Here is an 18222-nt window from a genome sequence, read left to right as displayed (position 1 = left end):
CAGGACGATCACGGCGCGCCGGGCCCGAGAGCGCGAAGACCCGATCGCAGGCAGCCTGCACTGTAGATGCACCCCCGGTTGCCGCCCGGCACCCTGCTCACACCGAGCCGCGCGGCCCCGTCAGCGGCCATGAACGGTGCACGCGGCGGAGCCTGTGGCTCAAGCAGCCCGCACAGTTCCGCCGTTCGTCGGGCTGAAGGGCTAGGCGTGTCTTGTGGATCTCCGCGGACCTGGCGGAGATCCGCGAGACACACCCCAGCGGTGGTGGAAACCGCTTGCGTTCTCGTGCTGGGTGACCAGAATCAGCGCGTGCAGATCTTGTCGTTCCCCGAAGAGGCTACCCCGTTCGACTTGCGCGTACAGGTGCGGGAGATCCAGGAGCAGGCGTGGCCGTCCGAGGGTGACTCGGTGGTCGCTGCCGGCGCACCGGTCCATGATCCTTCGTTGAACCCGTCGTCGATGCTGCTCGTGGACGGAGGGACAGTGCTGGCCGCGCTGGACATCCTGTCCAAGGAGATCGCCCATGCGGGCGGGCGCTATGCCGCTGGTGGGCTGAGCACGGTGGTGACGCGACGGAAGGCGCGTGGTCACGGGTACGGTCGACGCCTGGTGGCGGCGGCAAGGGAGGTGATGGCCGCCCGGAGACTGGATCTGGGGTTGTTCACCTGCGACCGCCCACTCCAGGCGTTCTACGAGAGTGCGGGCTGGCACGTGATTCCCGGCGCAGTGCTGATCGGGGGAACACCGCAGGCCCCCTTCCCCAGCGACCAGCCCGGCTTCGACAAGGTCACCATGGCCTGTTTCTTCTCGCTCAGATGCCAGGACGTCCAGGCATCATTCCATGACACCCGCATCGAGCTGTATCCAGGGGAGATCGACAAGCTCTGGTGACGCAGACAGGCGCGGTGCACTGCGTCCTGCGGCCCCGACCGTCGCCCGGAGTCGCAGGACGTCGGGTGCCGGCTGGCGGCCTGGACATGTGGAGCGGGCCGTTGTGAACGTTCCGGGCGTCCGTTCAGTTCAGCGACGGGACGATGCCTGGGGCACGCCGAAGGCCGCGGTGTGGGTCGGCAGCCGAGGAGCCTGCCGAACCCCTGCTACCGGATCGGACCTCGCGGACGAGGAAGGGCAGCGACACGCTTCTCCTCAATGATGCGCTGTTGGTCCCGCTGGTGGGCATCTGCCTGGGCATCCAAAGTGACGGGGCCGCCGAACGTGACGGCCGGCTCTGCGCCAATCGGCGCCAGTGAATACCTTGCGGGTGGCCGGTTGGATCGTGTTGGCAGGCGCAGACGGGCGACGCCGACCGGGAGTTCAGCGCGAACTGCTCCGTGCCAGCGGATCCATAACGCGGGGTGTCCACGAAGGGCTTCGTCGCGGAGCTTGTCCACCGCGGTGCTGTCGTCCGTACGATCGATCTCCACGGCAATCGGAGGGCCGTCGTCGCGGAGGAAGCGCAGGTCCAGATAGGCCGACCAGGGAGGATACCAGTAGGTGCGGCAGCCTCCAGTGCGCTGGCGAGGCGGGTCGATGTAGCGCATCGGGGCCTCCCACATTGGTCTCCAGCCAGAGGACACCGCCCACTCCGTCACCGCAAGGGTGATTAGCCGGGTTGCCTGCGCACCGGTCAGGTCGGTGAAGGCGAAGCCTGTCTGGGACAGATACGTGTGCAGGGCGGCGGCGAGCATCTCGGACTCGCCAGCTTCCGCTGGTTCGATGGCCACCCGCAGATTCTCGGCGTCCCCACTGACAATCCCGCGCCGAACTCACCGCTGGCACAACGGGTTTCATCGGGGCTGCAAGTCGATGGGCGTTTAGTGACGGTGCTGCCGGGGCTCGCCTACGCTCGTCGATATGAGCACCTTCAAGCCCGGCCCTAAACTGTGCAAGCTTCTCTACGGCCGGGCGCAGTACTGCGCCTACGAGACGACCTGCCGACAGCCGCTTGTCACGGAGCACCGCGGTCGCCTCAGTCTCAACTCCCAGATCGCCCATATCCGGGCCGAGAACGCCGGCGGACCTCGTCACGTTCCCGGGTACGACGACGTCAACGGCGAGGAGAACCTCCTGCTCCTGTGCTTCCCCCACCACAAGCAGGTCGACGACCACCCCGACGCGTACACAATCGAGGAGCTACTCGCCTGGAAGAAGGCCCAGATCGCCCAGTTGGGTGAGCGCCACACCCTCGTATTGACCGACGATCAGGTACAGCAGATCGTCGCCGCGCTCACGACGCCGGTGGCCGGCATCGACCTCCTTGGGATTCTGCTCGATGAGCGGGGCATGACCCAGGTGCCGGTCGAGGCGCTGGCGGGAACTAGGTTCCTGAATCGGCCGGAGCTCGGACGGTTTCTCGGCGTGCGGGTGACCAATGCCGGCGCCCTGCCCTTCGACGTCGATGCCGTAGGCATCGACCTGGACATCGACTGGGACGCGCCAGCCTCCTACCAGTTCGTGGCGGGTAACCCCGTCGTGTGTCCGCCGAGCAGGCTGCTTCCCCAGGCGAACAGCGTGTGGCTGGCTGACATCCCTACAGTAGGGGGCAGCATTAAGGAGATCATGGTGCAGACGCTGCGCGTGCCAACCCAAGTCCGCGCGTATGCCCACCTCGGCGGCGGCTCCCGCACGGTCGGACCGTGGCTCTCGACCGTGAACCTGCCAGTGTGGAATGAGGACATGACCCAGGAGCGTCTGGAGGAGCTTGTGCGGCTGGCGGAAGAACGGCGTCGCGGTGGTGCCTCTGGGCGCCAGCTTGGCGAGCCGGAGTAGGACCGGGCCCGAAGAACACGGCAGGCGGCCTCCGGCCACCTGCTGGCCGGAGGCCTGCCGTTCATTGCCGCCTGTGCGCCGATCTCGGTTGGGTGTCCGCCACTACTTAACGATCTGTCGGATGGCCCTGCTGTACGAGCAGAGTGTCGAGCGGTAGCCCCGTCTCCTCGGTGTCCAGCGACGTGACGGACATGGCGATATCAGTGTCGGAAGCGAGCCGCTCAGCGATCAGTTGCGGGACGAGCAGAGCCACCGTCCCGGCTGGCCAGTTCGCGGCTACCTGGTACGTGGCGATGACCCCCGCTTCCCACTGGCATAGCGGATCCCGGCTGTGGCCGTGGTAGCTGTCGAACGATGTGGGCGGAACCGATACGGCGACCAGCCGGCGGGGCGCCGCCTTGTACGTGGCGACCACCGAGCGGGCCTCCGCGCACCAGGACCTGACCAGCTCGTCGAGCGCCGCGTATGCCTCGTCGCGGCCCTTGCGGCGCCGGCCGAAGGCTTCGTGCAAGACCAGCGACGCGGAGGAGCGGTCGCCCTCAAGCGCCAGCCACGAGCGGGCGGCGGCGTCGGCCCAGCCTGACCAGGCCCTGCGTAGCGCCAGCACGGCCTGAGCTCCCAGACCTATGAAGCCTTCCTCCGAAGCAAGACCGGATGGTGCCTCAAGTTGGGGAACGGCTGCGGAATCGAGCAAGGCGTCGGGGCGCAACAGCGCGGCGAAGGCGCGCCGCTCGGACTCGATCACGGTTGCGAGCGCGTCCTGGATCGGCTTCGCCCATGCTGCGAGCCAAGGATGGGCCGCCACGGCGGAGTTGCTCTCCAGCATGGAACTGTGGAGGTGGCGCCAGTGCCCGTAGTGACGCTCACGGATGAATCGAGCATGCTCGTACCGGTCTGACTCCGCCTGGTCGTGCTCGTCCTTCGGGGGGTAGTCGCCCTGAGCGAGTGCGGCAGCGGCGTCAGCTTCGTCGGAGGGGGTGAAGTCCACGTCAGGCGAAGGGGCCTGGCCGGTGTACGAGGTCGCCTGCAGCACCGCTCGGACCGAGTTGGCGAACGCGACGAGCGGAGTATCGGACGGCATCTGCCAAGAACATGTGCCGCACAACCGCCCTACCGCCTCACCCAGTCTCAACGTCACCGCTTCGACGGCGCGGGAGGAACGGAGCGAGCCGCAGTTCTCCTCCCCGTGGAGCTTCCCGCTCCTGGAAGAGGCCGTGAAGCAGACCAGCGGCATGTTCTCCAAGGGGCCGAGAGGCACGTCGGCGTCGAGGACTCTGCCAAGGTCCAGGCGGTAGCTGCGCGGGCTGAGGGGCATGCTTGCAGGTTAGCGAATGGCGCCAACAGCCTGTCGGACGGTGCTCTGGGCGCCCCAATGTCGAAGACCTGTGACGCATGGTGGTCGTCTCCGAGTAGACGGCGAACGGAGACGACCACCAAAGCTCACTCAGCGGCGTGTTTCAGGAGGCCAGGGCGAGCCGGCGGATCTGCTCGACCTCGACCTTGGGGCCGGGCAAGCCGCGGGTGGCATTGATGTACGTCATCAGCTGGGCTCCGGCTCGCTCGATGGAGCGCAGGTCGGGGTGGAGGTAGCGCTGGGTGGTGGTGAGCTGGCCGTGACCGGCGATGCGCATGAGGACGTGGGGCGGGACGCCGGCGTCAGCGAACCAGGTCAGGGCGGTGTGGCGCAGGTCGTGTCGGCGCAGATACTCGTAGCCGAGCGCGACGACGACGTCGTCCCAGTGGGTGGCGTCGCGCAGGATCGCGGTGGTGACCCGGCCACCGCGCGGGCCGGTGAACAGCCGGGCATCGGGCCGGCCGCCGACGCGGGATATGCGCCAGGCGATGTTCGGGCGAAGCTCGGGGATGATGGGGGCGAGGCGGGCGCGTTTGCCTTTGGTGCCCTTGTCGATGAGGCCACCGGGGCCTGGTGTGGTCTGTCGGCAGACCCTCCAGATCCAGTTGTCGGTGTCGATGTCGCCTGCGCGGACGCCGGAGACCTCGCCGATGCGGGCGCCGGTGCCGCCGGCGAAGCGGACGATGTCGCCCCAGCCTTCGAACTTGCCGAAGGAGGCCTCGACGAGAGCCTCGGCGAGGCGGTCGAGCATGTCCCAGTCGCGCAGGGCCAGGCCGCGCGGTTCGAACTCCTCATCCTCGGCCCTCTTGATCAGCTTCTGCCAGCCGTGGAGGCGAGCGGGATTGATCTCGATGATGCCGTCGCGGATCGCCTGCTCCATGACCCGCACCCACACCGCGATGGTGTTCTTCAGGGTGGAGATACTGGCGCCGTCGGTGATCCAGGAGTTGAGGGCCCGGTCGGCGATGCCGGCCGTGATGCCGGCGATCTGCAGGTGGCCGACGGTGGGCTTCACCCGAAGGCGCCAGCCGGCCAGGTAGGGGTCGTGGGTCTTGAGCTCCAGGCCTCGCATGGCGAGGTCCATGACGGAGTCGCCGTAGTTGCCGAGCTCGGTGGTGGCCAGTGCGACGCTGACGCCGCGGCCGGATGCCTTGGCGATGCGGTCGAGCCACTCCTGGGCCTCCACCTCGGTGGAGAACGTGGCGGAGCGCGAGGGGCGCCTGGTCGGGTCGGACGGGTCCACCCAGCGCACGCGTGCGCGGTAGGGCGTCGGACGGTCCGGCCGGTACTCGATGTCGGTGGAGATCTTGACGCCGATCGGAGCGTCGATGCGCTCGGGCGCGCCCATCACGCGGCAGCCCCCGGCACGACGCGGCGGCTGGCCAGGTAGTCGGCCAGGTCCTGGTGGCGGTAGGAGATGCGGGCACCGATGCGTATGTAGGCGGGCCCCTCGGGCGGCTGCTGGGTGCGCCAGCGGCGGAGCGTCTGGGTGCTGACCTTGAGAACCTTCGCGGCCTCCGTCGGGGTGTAAAGGAGGCTGGGCGTGCCCGCGTCCGCGCAGATGCACAGGGAGGCGGTCGTGGGTGTGCGGGTGGCGCGGACCGTGTGCGTGGTGGGCCGGGCGGTCAGTGTGGAGGCGTGCGGCATTATGGTGTCGGCCTTCTCCGGTCGATGGCTGGAAGGTCGGGTCTCCGGGACGGACGGAAGCTGGCAGGCGGATGCCGTCTCGGAGGCCGTGAAGAACGGGCGGTCGGCCCGGCAGTGAGCGCCGCTGGTTAGGCCGGCTCGGGGTCGACGTGGGTGAGATCGTCGGGCAGGGGAGGGGGGAAGAGCCCCTGCTCGCGGAGTGCCCGGCGGGCGGCAAGGAGGTCACTGCGGTCCCTCTGGGCCACCTGCTCCAGTTGCGTGGCGGCGGCGCTGGACCGCTCGTAGTCCTCTGGGGCCGCCAGCTGGGCGTCCCTGCGGCGTTCGTCGGCCATCCTGGTGGAGATCAGCGCCGTGCGGAGGAGCCGGTCATGGCGTCGGAACGCGTCGAGCGCGCCCTGGGGGGATCCGGCCGGAGCGTTTGCGGTGGCGTCGCGGTCCTCGCCCGTGAACCACGCGACGGCCTCCCAGGGTGAGGATTCGAGCAAGGGCGTCGGCCGGGTGGTCGGACCTTGCCGCAGAGGCAGGACGAGTGCGACTGCGGGCATCTGCAACGCCCTTGCCAGTACGAGGAGTTCGGCTGGCGTGGGGCCGTTGCGGCTTCCGGACTCAAGCTTGGCGATCACCTGCCTGCTCAGCGGATAGCCCAGTTCCGCGCAGCGCGCGGCCAGCGCCTCGGCGGACATCCCCAACTCGGAGCGCCGCCGCTTGACCTCGTCGGCGATGGCTGCGTTCACGGCGGCAGCCCATTCTTTCTGATCCATATGAGAACAGTACTCCATGGATCTCGCTCCGAAGTGGAACATATGGCAAGGTGTTCTCCGAAAGGGAACGCTCTCCTGCCTTCATTGGAGCTACTCATGGCGCAGCGCTTCGGCGACCGGATCCGTCCTCGCATGACCATCGCCGAGTTGTTTGAACTTCCGACCGTGATCAGCCTCGCAACCGCGAACCGGGCGTTGTGTCTCGGCCACAGCCGCGGCTACGAACTGGCGCGACGAGGCGACTACCCAGTCCCCGTTGAGCGTGATGGCCGTGTGTACCGGGTGGCCAGCGCCCCGGTGGCGCTCAAGCTCGGTCTCGTGATCTCCGACGGAGCGGCTGGTGGTCGAGTGCATGCCGCCTGAAAACGGCCGGCCGCCGCACAGTGGAAGCCTCACGGGCCACCTGGGGCGGCTTCCAGTGGGATGCGAGGGCATCTTGGCTTGCCGCCGGGCGGCAACCGCTTCCCACGCCGGCCCTGGTATGTGCGAGCCCGCTTGGCACGCCGACACGGCTCGGTGAAGCCGAGCCTGGTCGTCAAATCGGGTTGCCGAGGAGCCCGCGGGCGTGCGGCTGAGGGCAGTCCTCGCCGCCAACTTGGGCCCCGGCGACGAGAGCATCGATCACTTGCGCGCTTAGGGTGTGCTGCTCGCCGCCCGAAGGCGCCGGCTCCGCTCCGGATCGACCGACTGGGCCGCGTTCCCCGTGGCTTCGGCGGTCGGCCGGGTGGACGGCGGTGCCCACGGGGAATCACTTCCCTATGCCTTGGCCTGCTATCGGGACAATCTCCAGACCTGGTCCACACCGGTTTCGCCGGGAGCAACGCGCTCGGCGGGTCGGCGCGGGCCTTCGGTGAAACCGAGCCGGGCCGGTACGGCGCCGCTGGTCCGGTTGGCCAGGTCGTGGACGATCTCGACACAGTCGACAACCGGGAGGAGGAACGCCTCGCGGACCAGGGCCTGGGTGGCCCGGGTCGCCAGCCCGCGCCCGGTGGTGTCGGGGTGGAGCCAGTACCCGATTTCTAAGGTCCGCTCTGACGGGCTGCGACGGAACAGCTGACACGCTCCCACGATCATCCCGTCGACCACGATCGCGTAGGTGAACGCTTCGCGCTTGGTCCACCGCTCGGCACGGCGACGCAGGAAGTCGCGTGTGGCGTCGATGCCGTGATCTGCGGCCCACGGCATCCACGGCCGGAGGTGCTCCCGCGACTCGCTGATGACCTTGAACAACTCGGGTAGGTCCGCGTCGCGATCGAAGGCCCGCAGGGTCAGGTCGCCGAGCGAGATCACCTCGGGCGGAGAATCCATGGCAAGAGGAGCGCGCTACGGCGTGGTGCCTACAACCAGCTTCTCGCGACCCGCAGCCATCGGCCCGTCGGTGGTGAAGGGAGCCCCCCTGGGGGGCGAAAGCTTCGCCGGAGGCCACGTTGACGAGCCAGCGGCAAAGGCCGGCTGGTAAGCGAGCGCCTGGTCTCCGGCAGCGCACCCAGCGACCTCGATCCCCCCAAGGCTGGAAGGGATCGCCGAGATCCGGGTGCGCCACCTCGGCGACGAGCGCTGCGTCGGTCGCGGCCTACACACACCCGGCCGAGCGGCACCAGGACGCGCTGGCCCGCTCGGTGGAAGAACTGGCCAGCATGCACCTCCTGCAGCTACAGCAGCCCGCACCAACTCGGCCAGGACGCGAAGGTGTTAGTGAGCGACATACGCGAGGCCCTGCCGTCCTTCGAACCGACGGGCGTGTTCGAGGAGGCCATCCGCACGGAAGAGATCACCGCCCGCCGTCCATGACGCCGCCGGCGCCGGGATCAAGGGATGGCGCGGTGAACTCCAGCAGCGGGTCGGCGACCGCCTCGCGCCAGCGCTCGCGGTGGCCGTCGGCGCGGAGCCGGAAGTACACGGTCTCCCGCCGTTCGTCGGAGGCGGTGCCGAAGTGCCCGCCGATGTTGTGCGCGAGGAGGTAGTGCACAAGGACCAGACTGCCGACGGGTCCGGTGACCTGGAGCGGCTCGGGCAGGTCGACGGGCGGATAGGGGACGGCGCCCCGTAGCGCGTCCGCCCCATGCTCGCGGAGCCAAGCACCGGTGCGCAGATGGGTACCCGGCCAGACCCACAGGTTGCCGCGGTCGCGCAGACTCTGGTCGGTCAGCAGCAGGCCGGCCAGGACGGTGAAGGTGCCGGGGCGGCCGTCGTCCTCGGTGGGGGTGAGGCCGTCGATGTGCGGGGCACCGGGGTGGTGCGGGTGCGGTGGCAGGGTGAATGCCAGCTGCGCGACGTCGGGTGTCGGGAAGCCCAGCCCGGGGCGCAGAAACGGGCGGATGGTGTCGGCGACGTCGCTGTCCTCGTAGAGGGCACGCAGCTCGGCGTCGGTGGCAAGCGCGGGCCACAGGAAGTACGGGCCGGTGCGGTCAGGCTCCGGCGGCTGGGCCGAAAGGCGCCGGCGGAGCACCGAGCGCCAGCTGCTGACTTGCCCCGCGGTGAGGACGTCGGGGACCACGCAGTAGCCGTCGCGACGAAAGTCGCTCAGGGCAGGGGGAGTTGTCGTCTCCATCAGGCCATGGAAGCGGGCGTATGCCAGGCAGGGCAACGGGGTTTTTCAGTTGCGGTCGCGGCGGGGATTCCTCGGGCGTCGGCCAGCAGGCGCGGGGCAGGCAGTCAAGCGGTGGGGGCGCGAGGAGATGCTCGCAGCTCTTCCGGATCTCCCGGGATCCAGCTCCGATCCCTACACCGCGTCGGAGATGGCCGGGAGCCTGCTTGCCCCAGGAATCGTGCACTTGACGTGCCAGACAGTCAGATCTGGTCGGTGTGCACGCCGAAGTTCAATCTGGCGTCGGCGCGCGGACGGGCTGGGCTGGTCGCTGTGCTACCACCAGGCGACCCCGCATGGTGAGGTTCAGTAACCTACAGCCCGATGGACGAATCGCGCCGAGGGAAAATCAGTGCTCGGGTCGGCGCCAACGTGGGATGCTCGGAGGCAACTTCACCGCGCAAGCGCTGCCATGCAGCTGACGACACGCGGTCCCAACGCACGGAAGCGACCCTTCGTCCTATGGCCACGGTCCTCTCCATCGCCGACGCGCTGCGCGAGCGCTTCGCACAGGCGATCTCCACCGCGTTTCCCGACGCCGCGGACAGCGACCCCCAGCTGCGACGAAGCGACCGCGCCGACTTCCAGGCCAACGGCATCATGAGCCTGGCCAAGCCGCTGCAGACCAACCCTCGCGAGGTCGCCGCGCGCGTGCTCGAGAACCTCGGCTCTGACCAGGTGATCGCGTACCTGGAGGTCTCCGGGCCCGGCTTCATCAACGTCACCGTCACCGACGCCGCCATCCTCGAACGGCTGGCCGCCCGCGCAGCCGACGCCCGACTCGGCGTGGGCAGCAATGCCGAGCCCGGCGTCACCGTGATCGACTACAGCCAGCCGAACATCGCCAAGGAGATGCACGTCGGCCACCTGCGCTCCACGATCATCGGGGACGCGCTCGTGCGCGCCCTCGAGTTCACCGGCGAGAAGGTCATCCGGCGCAACCACCTCGGCGACTGGGGCACCCAGTTCGGCATGCTCATCCAGTACCTCATCGAGCACCCGACCGAGCTCGACGAAGGCGCCGAGTCAGACGATGCCGGCCCGTCGATGTCCGGGCTGAACCGCCTGTATAAGGCGTCGCGGGCGAAGTTCGACAGCGACGCCGACTTCGCCGACCGGGCCCGCCAGCGCGTCGTCGAGCTGCAGGCTGGCCACGCCGAGACCGTCGCCTCCTGGCAGGGCATGGTCGACGAGTCGAAGGTCTACTTCGAAGCCGTCTACGCCCGCCTCGGCGTCCTCCTCGAAGACGCCGACGCCATTGGCGAGAGCTACTACAACCACATGCTCGCCGACGTGTGCGCCGACCTCGAAGCCTCCGGTGTCGCCGTCCGCTCCGACGGCGCCCTGTGCGTCTTCTTCGACGACATCAAGGGCCCCAACGGGGAACCGAGCCCGCTCATCGTCCAGAAGAGCGACGGCGGCTACGGCTACGCCACCACCGACCTCGCCGCCATCCGCGACCGCGTCGGCATGCTCGGCGCCAACCAGCTCCTCTACGTCGTCGACAGCCGCCAGGCCCTCCACTTCCAGATGATCTTCGAGACCGCCCGGCGCGCCGGCTGGCTCCCCGACGACGTCCGCGCCCTGCACCTCGGCTTCGGCACCGTCCTCGGCAAGGACGGCAAGCCCTTCAAGACCCGCTCCGGCGAGACCGTCCGCCTCATGGACCTCCTCGACGAAGCCGTCGACCGGGCCCGCACCGTCGTCGCCGCGAAGAGCCCCCAGCTCGCTACCGAGGAGCTCGAAGACCGGGCCAAGCAGGTCGGCATCGGCGCGGTCAAGTACGCCGACCTGTCGACCTCCCGCACCCGCGACTACATCTTCGACGCCGACCGGATGGTCTCCCTCAACGGCGACACCGGTACCTATCTCCAGTACGCCTACGCCCGTATCCAGTCCATCCTGCGCAAGGCCCCCGAAGGCGTCACCCCGACCGCCCACCAGGACCTGGCCCTGGAGCCGGCCGAACGCGCCCTCGGACTCCTCCTCGACGAGTTCGGCGCCACCGTCGACCTCGTCGCCGAGACCTTCGAACCCCACCGCCTCTGCGCCTTCCTGCACAGCCTCGCGGCGGCATACACCGCGTTCTACGAGCACTGCCCCGTCCTCAAGGCCCCGACCCGAGAGGCCATGGAGACCCGGCTGTTGCTCTGCCGGCTCACCGGCCAAACCCTCCACCAGGGCATGGCCCTCCTCGGCATCGGAACACCCAAGCGGCTGTAGCTCTGGACAGCCGCCGCGGGGCAGGTATCACCTGTCCCGCGGCGGCGCTGGCCGATTCTGTGCCGGTGGCGGGCCTCGAAGCCTCCGCGAACAGGACCTCGCGAACGAGGACTTCGAGCCGCCCGGTCTGAGAGGCTCTGGTGGCGGGCGAACTGCGTTAATCCCAGCGACTACGACCGTGACTCGTACACCCCAGACCGTTGGCCGAGCGACGGCGAGTAGTCCGACCTGGAGGCCCAGCGTGTGACCGCTCGGCGCGGCGGCGTGGGCTGCTGGGCCTGCTTCCGTAGCTGGCCGCCGTCAGAATGGCAGGGGGCTCGGCCGGTAGATCTTGAAGAGGATGCGGACCCCGGGCCCCACGCCTCGCCGGGGGCGGGCGCAGCTGCCCGGCGGTGGGGCACGTCAACAGGCCGTCGTTGTGGGGCGCTGGCGAGGGGCGGCTTCGCCACCGGCTCCCGCCGGTAGATGCTGTCTGCATCCTGGCTCTCCAGTACCAGGTGCACACGGCATGGATGGCGGTGGTCACCTGCTCATGGCAAGGCGTCCACAGGGCTCGCCTTCGAGTCGCTGGGCCACCTCCAGGTCGCCGGTTCAGGCGGCGGTGCTGTCCAGGCGCTTGCGTAGCTCCGTGACGGCGCTGACGAGCGCTCGGGCATCGGTTGCGTCCACAGGCTCGTCAAGAGCCGAGGTCCAGTCGGCGTACGTGCCGTCCGTGTTCACGCGGCCGGCCCACATCCTCACCCGCTTGTAGGGGGCGGAGGCCTCGATGCCGATCCACCAGTTGTCGGGCTTCTGGACGATCCGCCGTTGAGAGGGCAGCTGCCCCATCTGAACGGTGGCCAGGTTCTCCCATCCGCATGCGCGGATGATCCACTTTGCCACTGGGTCCGGACCGAATTCCATGGCTCCATCCACCCCTTCGACGTCCTTGCGCCTACCTGCACCCCGGTGGGGCACACCGATCACGGCGTCGGTCCGAGGGTAGCTGGGATCGGGGGATCAGGATCGCCGCACGACCGCCTGATCATTCTGGATCTCTCAGACAGGCCCTGTTGGTGCGGGCGGCGGTCAGGCATTGCCGTGTGGTGATGCCCAGCTGTGGTGCGTCAGGCCGGTGTTGCGGGACAGGATTGCACCGACGCCTTGTTCGTCGAGGGCAAGGTAGGTGGCCGGAGCCGGGTCGTTGGCGTGCTTGGTGATCTCGACGGTCCAGATGGTCACCTGGGCCTGGGCCTCCAGCTGGACGTCGTGCCGGACGATGCGCCAGGTGACGCGGGAGGGCTGCGAGCACGCCTGCAGGTCGATGTCGCACTGGCAGTGGGAGACGGCCGCTGCGATCGTGTCGCGGAGCTGGTCCGGCATGTTCGCGGGGTTGGCACACCGGGCCAGTAGGGCCTCAAGCTCGTGTGCGGCCGGGCGTTCGTCCTCGGGCTGGGGGTCGGAGGCCGGCGCGGGGGCCTCCTTGAACGATCCGGGGGTGCGGCGCGGCCATACAACGTCGTCCGTGCCCGGGGCGAGGCAACCGGCGTCCAGGTGCACCGTGGCGGCGGTGTCGTCGAGGTCGACCTCGTAGCGGGCGACCGGGTCGGCGGCGACCGACTTCTCTCGGTCGTCGTAGTGCCAGAGCGGCTGGTGGACGTAGCCGTGCTGTCCCTCGTACGGGCCAGCGGCGACGCGTACGCGCTGGCGCGGGGAAAGATCGCCGCGTCGGGCCGAAACCTCGATCGCTACTGCGGCGAACGCTTCGGGGAGGAACAGTTCGATGGCGGGGTCCGGCAGCTTCACGTGGGCGTGGCGTTGGAGGCCGCCCCAGCGGAGGCGGTCGCTGCTCCCGTTGGGGCGGCTGAGTGCGCGGTCGTCGTCCACGGCGTCGGATGGTTCGAGGGGCGCCGTCGGGTTCCACGTCCTGGTCAGCCATCGGTACCGGTCGGCGACGTGGTCGACACCGGGGACGACCTGCCCGTAGTAGTCCGGGCTGGTGTCGTGGCCGGCGGCAGAGAGGGAGTTCTGGGACAACTGCTCGATGAGTTCGTCCTCGCCGGCGCGCAGGTACCACGGCACCTTCTCCCAGGGCACGTCCGTGACCGGCTGCTTCCCGACGACGTGCAGGCAGTACAGCACCATCGCGATGGTGTCCCTGACCGCGAGGTAGTCGAAGCTGCCGAACGGCACTCGGAGGTGGGTGGTCACCACCTGGTGGGCACGGCGGGTCGCCTGCCGCCACGCGGTGTTGCGCTCCCGCCGCTGCCGGAACGGGGCACTGCGCTGGCCCTGGGCAAGCGGACGAGGGTTCACCGCGGCGGTGATAGCGCCGACGGTGCCCCAGTCGCACACCGGCTCGGCCAGGAGGTCCACGACGCGGTGGATCTCCAGCTCGCCGACCGGAGCCGTCTGTAACCTCGCCGCGAGGGCCGCGAACTGCTCGTCGGTCAGCTGCGCCGCGACGACGGAGTGCCGAGTGTGGACGAGCGGAGAGTCGCTGCGGTACGGCAGGGTGTTCAAGAGGTGCGGCGTGACGTACAGCCCGAACTCCTCGGCGAGCAGCGCCCAAGCCCGATCCGTGAGTCCGACCGGAGCGCCGCCGTCGTCGATGTGCCGGATGGGGAAGGAGGGCAGGTCGAGCAGAGCGGTGTGCGGGCCGTGGCCGTTGGTCGTTGCAGGCACGAGCAGGACCTCGCTCTCGGTCCACGGGTCGCGCCGCCGGTGGATGACCAGGCTCAGCCGGCCGGGATGGGAGAGCAGCCGGTGCTCGGTGATGGAGTGGTCGCGGTGCCGGAGCCGCACCCGCACGGCCGACCAGGCGACTGTGTCCTCGGTGAGAGCACCGGGCTCGGTCCACTCGACCTCTGCCCCGGCCAGGACGGGCCGCTCGTCGACATGTTGCGTCAGCCAGCCGAAGAAGCCCGGCGACAGGTAGACCGGCAGCGGCATGTGGCGTGCGCCGCCGCTGCGCTCAGCGCCCCGGCCGATCCGGTCGAGGACCTGCGCCACCGCGGCGTCGAGGTCCGTGTGCACCGGCACCCGGTGGCGGTGGGCCCAGGAGACGGAGCCCGGAACGGTGGTGCCTGGCGCGCTGGTGAGGGACAGCCGTGCGCCGTGGCGGGCCGCGTCGGCGCGCAGCCAGTCGCCTCGCCCTGGCAGGCGCTCGACGAGCCGCGGGCCGGCGTCAGTAGAGGGTTCCTCCGGGGTGAGGATCGCGTCTGCCCATGCCGCTGCCGTCTCCACCCATCGCACATGGCCGGGCTGCAGGAGCGCTCCGTCGCGCGGGCTGGGAAGGAGGACGACCAAGCGGCCGGTGTTCCTCCAACCTTGCCGCAGCAGGCCGACCGCTTGCTGCTGCCACGAGTCGTCGCCCGGTGCGGCCACCAGCACGCAGGCGCTCCACTGGTCGGGAAGCTGTTCGCCGACGTGGATCACGGTGAACGCCCGGTCCCATTCCGGCAGCGGCTCCACCAAGTCGGGTGCCAGGACTGCTTCCTCGTAGCGGTCGTGGAACTTGATCGTGTAGGACAGCGGGGTGTCGGTGACCTCGCGCCGCTCTTCGTCCGTCTCCCAGGTGACGGCGTTGACGGTGCCGGTGCGGTCGGTGTGGATGCCTTCGATCACGCGTACTGGCACGGACAGCAGCGGCGTGCCGCCGAGGGGCAGTAGGGCCCCGTCCACCTTCCGGGTGAGCGTGTGCAGCGCGTGGTCGACGACGCTCTCGCCGCTGCTCCAGAAGCGGCCGTAGGCGGCTTCGGTGACCATGTCGGACGGCAGGGTGTCCTCCAACGGGACGCCGTGCCGGGCCTGGAGGGCGTGCCACAGCCTCCAGATCCGCCCCTGCACCGGTGGCGGGCCGGCGAACCCGTCGGGGAACGGGCCGTTGTCGCTGGTGTTGTCGGCCAGGCGCGCGCGGTTCAGCTCGGTCAGGCCGGACTCGGTCGACTGAGCGGTGCCGTCGTGCTCGGGGCCGGGCAGCAGCCGTGCGAGGCTGTCGCGAAGGCGCGGCGGGTTCCCGAGGCGATAGCGCACTGCGCGGAGCGGGACCTGGTCGACGCCGACGGCATCCTCGGTGGCGATCAGGTAGTAGAGCAGCGCCAGGACGTCCTGCTCGTCCCGGTCGAGCGCCCTGAACGCCCGCGCCCGAGACTTGGCGTCGCGCCAGCGCTGTTCCTCGTCACCGCTCATTCCACAGATGGTAGGACGTCAGGTGCCCATGGGCTGAGCTGATCTTGAGAGCGGTGGGGCCAGCGCAGGCGGGCCTTTACCCGATCAACCAGGTGAAGCCGACTGCCGGTCGTTAACCTGCTCCCGGCACACGACGGCATCACCATCACGACCACCGCGGAACACCCGGGAGAAGACCGACCATGCCCGTTGAGGACCAGCTGCCGGCGTGTGGCGCCCGGCACCCGCTGGAGCGCCGCCTCGGAACACAGCCCCGCCCGCCCGGCGTGGCCCGCGACGCGGACTACACCCCGAGCGCCCACCTGCTCGCCGCGCTCTTCGCCGACTGTCTGCCGTGCGTCCTGCAGTGGCGGGAGATCGTCCTCGGCAGCGAACGGCTACTCGTGGCCGATCTGATCGCCACCGCCACCGGGCCCATCGAGTACCTCGACTCCGCGACAAGCCTTGCCACCCGGCAACTCCGCGAGGCCGTCCGGCAGCTCCGGACCAAGAACACCGCCGTCCCTCTCATCACCGCGGTCGACGACCTCAGCCACGAAGACCTGGCCCTCGTCCTCGACGACGCGCTGCGGCACTACCGGCTGGCCGAACGGCTCGCCCCCGGCGCTGACTGGTATCGCCGAAGCACGACGGCCCACCTCTCCGGGCCGCTCGACAGCCCGGCCGAGTATGGCCTCGCCATCAGCAGCCTGACGGTCGGCAGCCGAGAGTTGCCGTTGATCTACCTGGTCCCGAAGAGCGGCACGGCCGGGGTCGGCCACCTGCGCGACCGCTGCCGCTGGTCGCAGTGGGTGATGAAGGACCTGCCGGCCCTCGACACCAGCTGGCAGGTGTTCATCGACACCGACGCCCGCGACCTGGTGGCGATCTGCCAGGCCAACCACACCGGCCTGATCGACGTCGACCTCTGGTACGCCGATCGCATCGGCGACCGTCTCCCCGACCCTTGGCTCGCCCTGATGGAGAAGCAGGGCATGATCCTCCTGTGCGGCCCGGTGCCGGCCGGGCCGGACGAGGTCCGAGCACGGGCCACCGTCGGGATGTTCCACGCTGTGCTGGCTCTCCCCGTGGTCGATCACCATCGCGACTCGGCCAAGCGTCGTCGGCGCTGACCAAGGACGCAGGCGATCGCGCCGGACCTCGGCCACGGCCGCGCCAGATTCACAGGAACCCGGGCGAGCCTCGAAGCGGTGGCGCTGCCGGGAGAACCGGAGCCGGGGAGCCGGGCGGTCAGTAATCGACATCGCCGGTGGCACCGGCGTGCAGCACGGTGAGCAGGTCGCCGAGGGCGAGTTCGGCGTCGAGCAACGCCGGCGGGTTGAACGGGTCCGGGCCGGGCTCGATGTCGGCCACCGTCATGGCGGTGGCAGGGCGCAGTGCCGTGCTGCAGGTGCTGAGCAGCGCGCCGAGACGGCCGGTGGTCATGGCGGCGTACACGGCAAGGGTGCCGAGGTGACGCTGGAGGTCGCGGAGCCGGTCGTCGTCGCTGGGCTCCGTACCAGGTCGGTGCTGACGCCGGGTCTTGGTGAGGAGATCGTGGGCGACGGCCGTCTCGTAGTCGTCGAATGCCCATTCCCTGCGGTTGAGGGCGCGGGCGGCCTCCGTGACCGGCTCGCGGACGGCATCACGCAGTGGTGCCGGGACGGCCGCCTCGGGATCGGTCCGGGCCTCCCGGTAGGTGAGTTCGGCCGGTCCCAGAGCCAGCCGCACGACTTCTCGCAGGAGCGCCCGCGGGGACAGCCGCGGCAGGTCCGGGGTCCAGGTGTGGCCGCATGCGCAGGTGAGCGTGGCAGGACTTCCCCAGCGTCCCGCCACGGTGAGGCCGCAGGCGGCGAGGCACACCGGGCAGTGCACTGGTGCGTACCGCTCGGCCGTCTCCCGCGACAGCCGCGGAAGGTAGAACTCCTGTACCTGCGGTACGTGGTGGCAGATGACCACGTGGAGGTGCCCGGCGCCGTCGTGCCCGAGGCGGCTGGTCACGATCGTCCAACTCACCGGCCACACCGTAGCAGCCGGTACACGCTCTTGGACCGGCGCTGCCGCGCATCCCTGGCCGCTGCCCGGCGGTGCGTCCGGCTGCGAGGCGGAGGTTCTAGCCTTCCACCATGACGCTCACCGGCGCCGAACGGGTGCTCTTCGACTTCATACAGCAGCAGGCCGAACTGGAGCAGTCCTTCGACCGTGAGGGCACCACTGCCTGGGTGCACCGCTCCGTGTACGCCCTCCTGCTCGCCCACGGCCAGTGGTGTACTTCCGCGGTCCTGCCGCCCGGGGTCGACCCGCTGCGGGAGCGATATTGCTACCGCAACGCGCAGCGCACCGAACTGGCCCACCCGGCCCTGATCTACACGGAGGGCTGGGCGCTCGCCGCGACCGCCACGGCTCCCATTCCGCTTCCGCATGCGTGGTGTACGACGGTCGACGGCGACGTCGTCGATCCGACCTGGGCCGGGTTGGGCGGCGGCATCGCCTACTTCGGCATCCCCCTGGCCGATCCCGCCCTCCGCCCCGGCGCCGCAGGCCACGGTGTGCTGGAAGATCCCGAGACAGCCCATCCGCTGCTGCGCAACGGGCTGTCCCCTGGGGCAGTGGCCGTCGGGGTTGGCAGGCGTGGGAGTGCGCCTGCCTGAGCAGCACAAACGGGCAATCTGGACCGTCGCCGCGACACGTGCGCACAGAGACGATGGCGACACCAATTCTCACCCAGAGAG

General features: G+C 69.6%; 16 protein-coding genes. 6 read left to right on the top strand and 10 right to left on the bottom strand.

What is annotated here, in order from left to right:
• The first annotated feature begins 309 nt into the window (after positions 1–309).
• Positions 310–891, top strand: a complete 582-nt coding sequence (locus ACWDBB_RS09610; protein ID WP_449789046.1) for a GNAT family N-acetyltransferase — start codon at positions 310–312, stop codon at positions 889–891.
• Positions 892–1097: 206 nt separating this feature from the next.
• Here ACWDBB_RS09610 and ACWDBB_RS09605 read toward each other — a convergent pair whose 3' ends face one another.
• The gene (locus ACWDBB_RS09605; protein WP_449789045.1) at positions 1098–1724 is read right to left on the bottom strand and encodes a hypothetical protein; all 627 of its coding nucleotides are present in this window, start codon (positions 1722–1724) and stop codon (positions 1098–1100) included.
• A 130-nt stretch (positions 1725–1854) separates the two neighbouring features.
• On the opposite strand from ACWDBB_RS09605, the gene ACWDBB_RS09600 reads away from it, so the two are divergent.
• Complete coding sequence (locus tag ACWDBB_RS09600; RefSeq protein WP_449789044.1) at positions 1855–2769, top strand: hypothetical protein; 915 nt, start codon at positions 1855–1857, stop codon at positions 2767–2769.
• A gap of 106 nt (positions 2770–2875) precedes the next feature.
• Here the strand turns inward: ACWDBB_RS09600 and ACWDBB_RS09595 are convergent, their stop codons facing one another.
• The 4 genes from ACWDBB_RS09595 to ACWDBB_RS09580 form a co-directional block, all read right to left on the bottom strand.
• The gene (locus ACWDBB_RS09595; protein WP_449789043.1) at positions 2876–4084 is read right to left on the bottom strand and encodes a hypothetical protein; all 1209 of its coding nucleotides are present in this window, start codon (positions 4082–4084) and stop codon (positions 2876–2878) included.
• Positions 4085–4226: 142 nt separating this feature from the next.
• Positions 4227–5471, bottom strand: a complete 1245-nt coding sequence (locus tag ACWDBB_RS09590) for a tyrosine-type recombinase/integrase (protein ID WP_449789088.1) — start codon at positions 5469–5471, stop codon at positions 4227–4229.
• Entirely contained in the window at positions 5471–5770 is a 300-nt protein-coding gene (locus ACWDBB_RS09585) for a helix-turn-helix domain-containing protein (RefSeq protein ID WP_449789042.1), read from the bottom strand. The genes ACWDBB_RS09590 and ACWDBB_RS09585 overlap by 1 nt, the downstream gene beginning before the upstream one ends.
• A gap of 128 nt (positions 5771–5898) precedes the next feature.
• Positions 5899–6531: a helix-turn-helix transcriptional regulator gene (locus tag ACWDBB_RS09580; RefSeq protein ID WP_449789041.1), complete on the bottom strand. Its 633-nt coding sequence runs from the start codon at positions 6529–6531 to the stop codon at positions 5899–5901.
• A 96-nt stretch (positions 6532–6627) separates the two neighbouring features.
• On the opposite strand from ACWDBB_RS09580, the gene ACWDBB_RS09575 reads away from it, so the two are divergent.
• Positions 6628–6894 (top strand): hypothetical protein, encoded by a 267-nt coding sequence (locus ACWDBB_RS09575; protein ID WP_449789040.1) that lies wholly within the window; start codon positions 6628–6630, stop codon positions 6892–6894.
• Positions 6895–7302: 408 nt separating this feature from the next.
• On the opposite strand, the gene ACWDBB_RS09570 is transcribed toward ACWDBB_RS09575, so the two are convergent.
• Positions 7303–7839, bottom strand: a complete 537-nt coding sequence (locus ACWDBB_RS09570) for a GNAT family N-acetyltransferase (protein ID WP_449789039.1) — start codon at positions 7837–7839, stop codon at positions 7303–7305.
• Between the two features lie 463 nt (positions 7840–8302).
• Positions 8303–9082 carry a phytanoyl-CoA dioxygenase family protein gene (locus ACWDBB_RS09565; RefSeq protein ID WP_449789038.1) on the bottom strand — a complete coding sequence of 260 codons (780 nt, stop codon included), beginning with the start codon at positions 9080–9082 and terminating at the stop codon, positions 8303–8305.
• Positions 9083–9580: 498 nt separating this feature from the next.
• Here ACWDBB_RS09565 and argS point away from each other — a divergent pair, with 498 nt between their 5' ends.
• On the top strand, positions 9581–11341 hold the full coding sequence (argS, locus tag ACWDBB_RS09560; protein ID WP_449789037.1) for an arginine--tRNA ligase: 1761 nt from the start codon (positions 9581–9583) through the stop codon (positions 11339–11341).
• 591 nt (positions 11342–11932) lie between these two features.
• Here the strand turns inward: argS and ACWDBB_RS09555 are convergent.
• Together ACWDBB_RS09555 and ACWDBB_RS09550 are read right to left on the bottom strand one after the other, a co-directional pair.
• Positions 11933–12244: a hypothetical protein gene (locus ACWDBB_RS09555; protein ID WP_449789036.1), complete on the bottom strand. Its 312-nt coding sequence runs from the start codon at positions 12242–12244 to the stop codon at positions 11933–11935.
• Between the two features lie 165 nt (positions 12245–12409).
• Positions 12410–15511, bottom strand: a complete 3102-nt coding sequence (locus tag ACWDBB_RS09550) for a hypothetical protein (protein ID WP_449789035.1) — start codon at positions 15509–15511, stop codon at positions 12410–12412.
• A gap of 182 nt (positions 15512–15693) precedes the next feature.
• On the opposite strand from ACWDBB_RS09550, the gene ACWDBB_RS09545 reads away from it, so the two are divergent.
• The gene (locus tag ACWDBB_RS09545) at positions 15694–16623 is read left to right on the top strand and encodes a hypothetical protein (RefSeq protein WP_449789034.1); all 930 of its coding nucleotides are present in this window, start codon (positions 15694–15696) and stop codon (positions 16621–16623) included.
• Between the two features lie 118 nt (positions 16624–16741).
• Here the strand turns inward: ACWDBB_RS09545 and ACWDBB_RS09540 are convergent, their stop codons facing one another.
• Complete coding sequence (locus tag ACWDBB_RS09540; protein WP_449789033.1) at positions 16742–17506, bottom strand: hypothetical protein; 765 nt, start codon at positions 17504–17506, stop codon at positions 16742–16744.
• 110 nt (positions 17507–17616) lie between these two features.
• Here ACWDBB_RS09540 and ACWDBB_RS09535 point away from each other — a divergent pair, with 110 nt between their 5' ends.
• Positions 17617–18141: a hypothetical protein gene (locus ACWDBB_RS09535; protein WP_449789032.1), complete on the top strand. Its 525-nt coding sequence runs from the start codon at positions 17617–17619 to the stop codon at positions 18139–18141.
• Positions 18142–18222 lie beyond the last annotated feature (81 nt).

The sequence above is a fragment of the Kitasatospora sp. NPDC001095 genome, from assembly GCF_053598615.1.
Note: the sequence above shows the minus strand (reverse complement) of the source record. Positions and strands in the feature narration are given on the sequence as shown.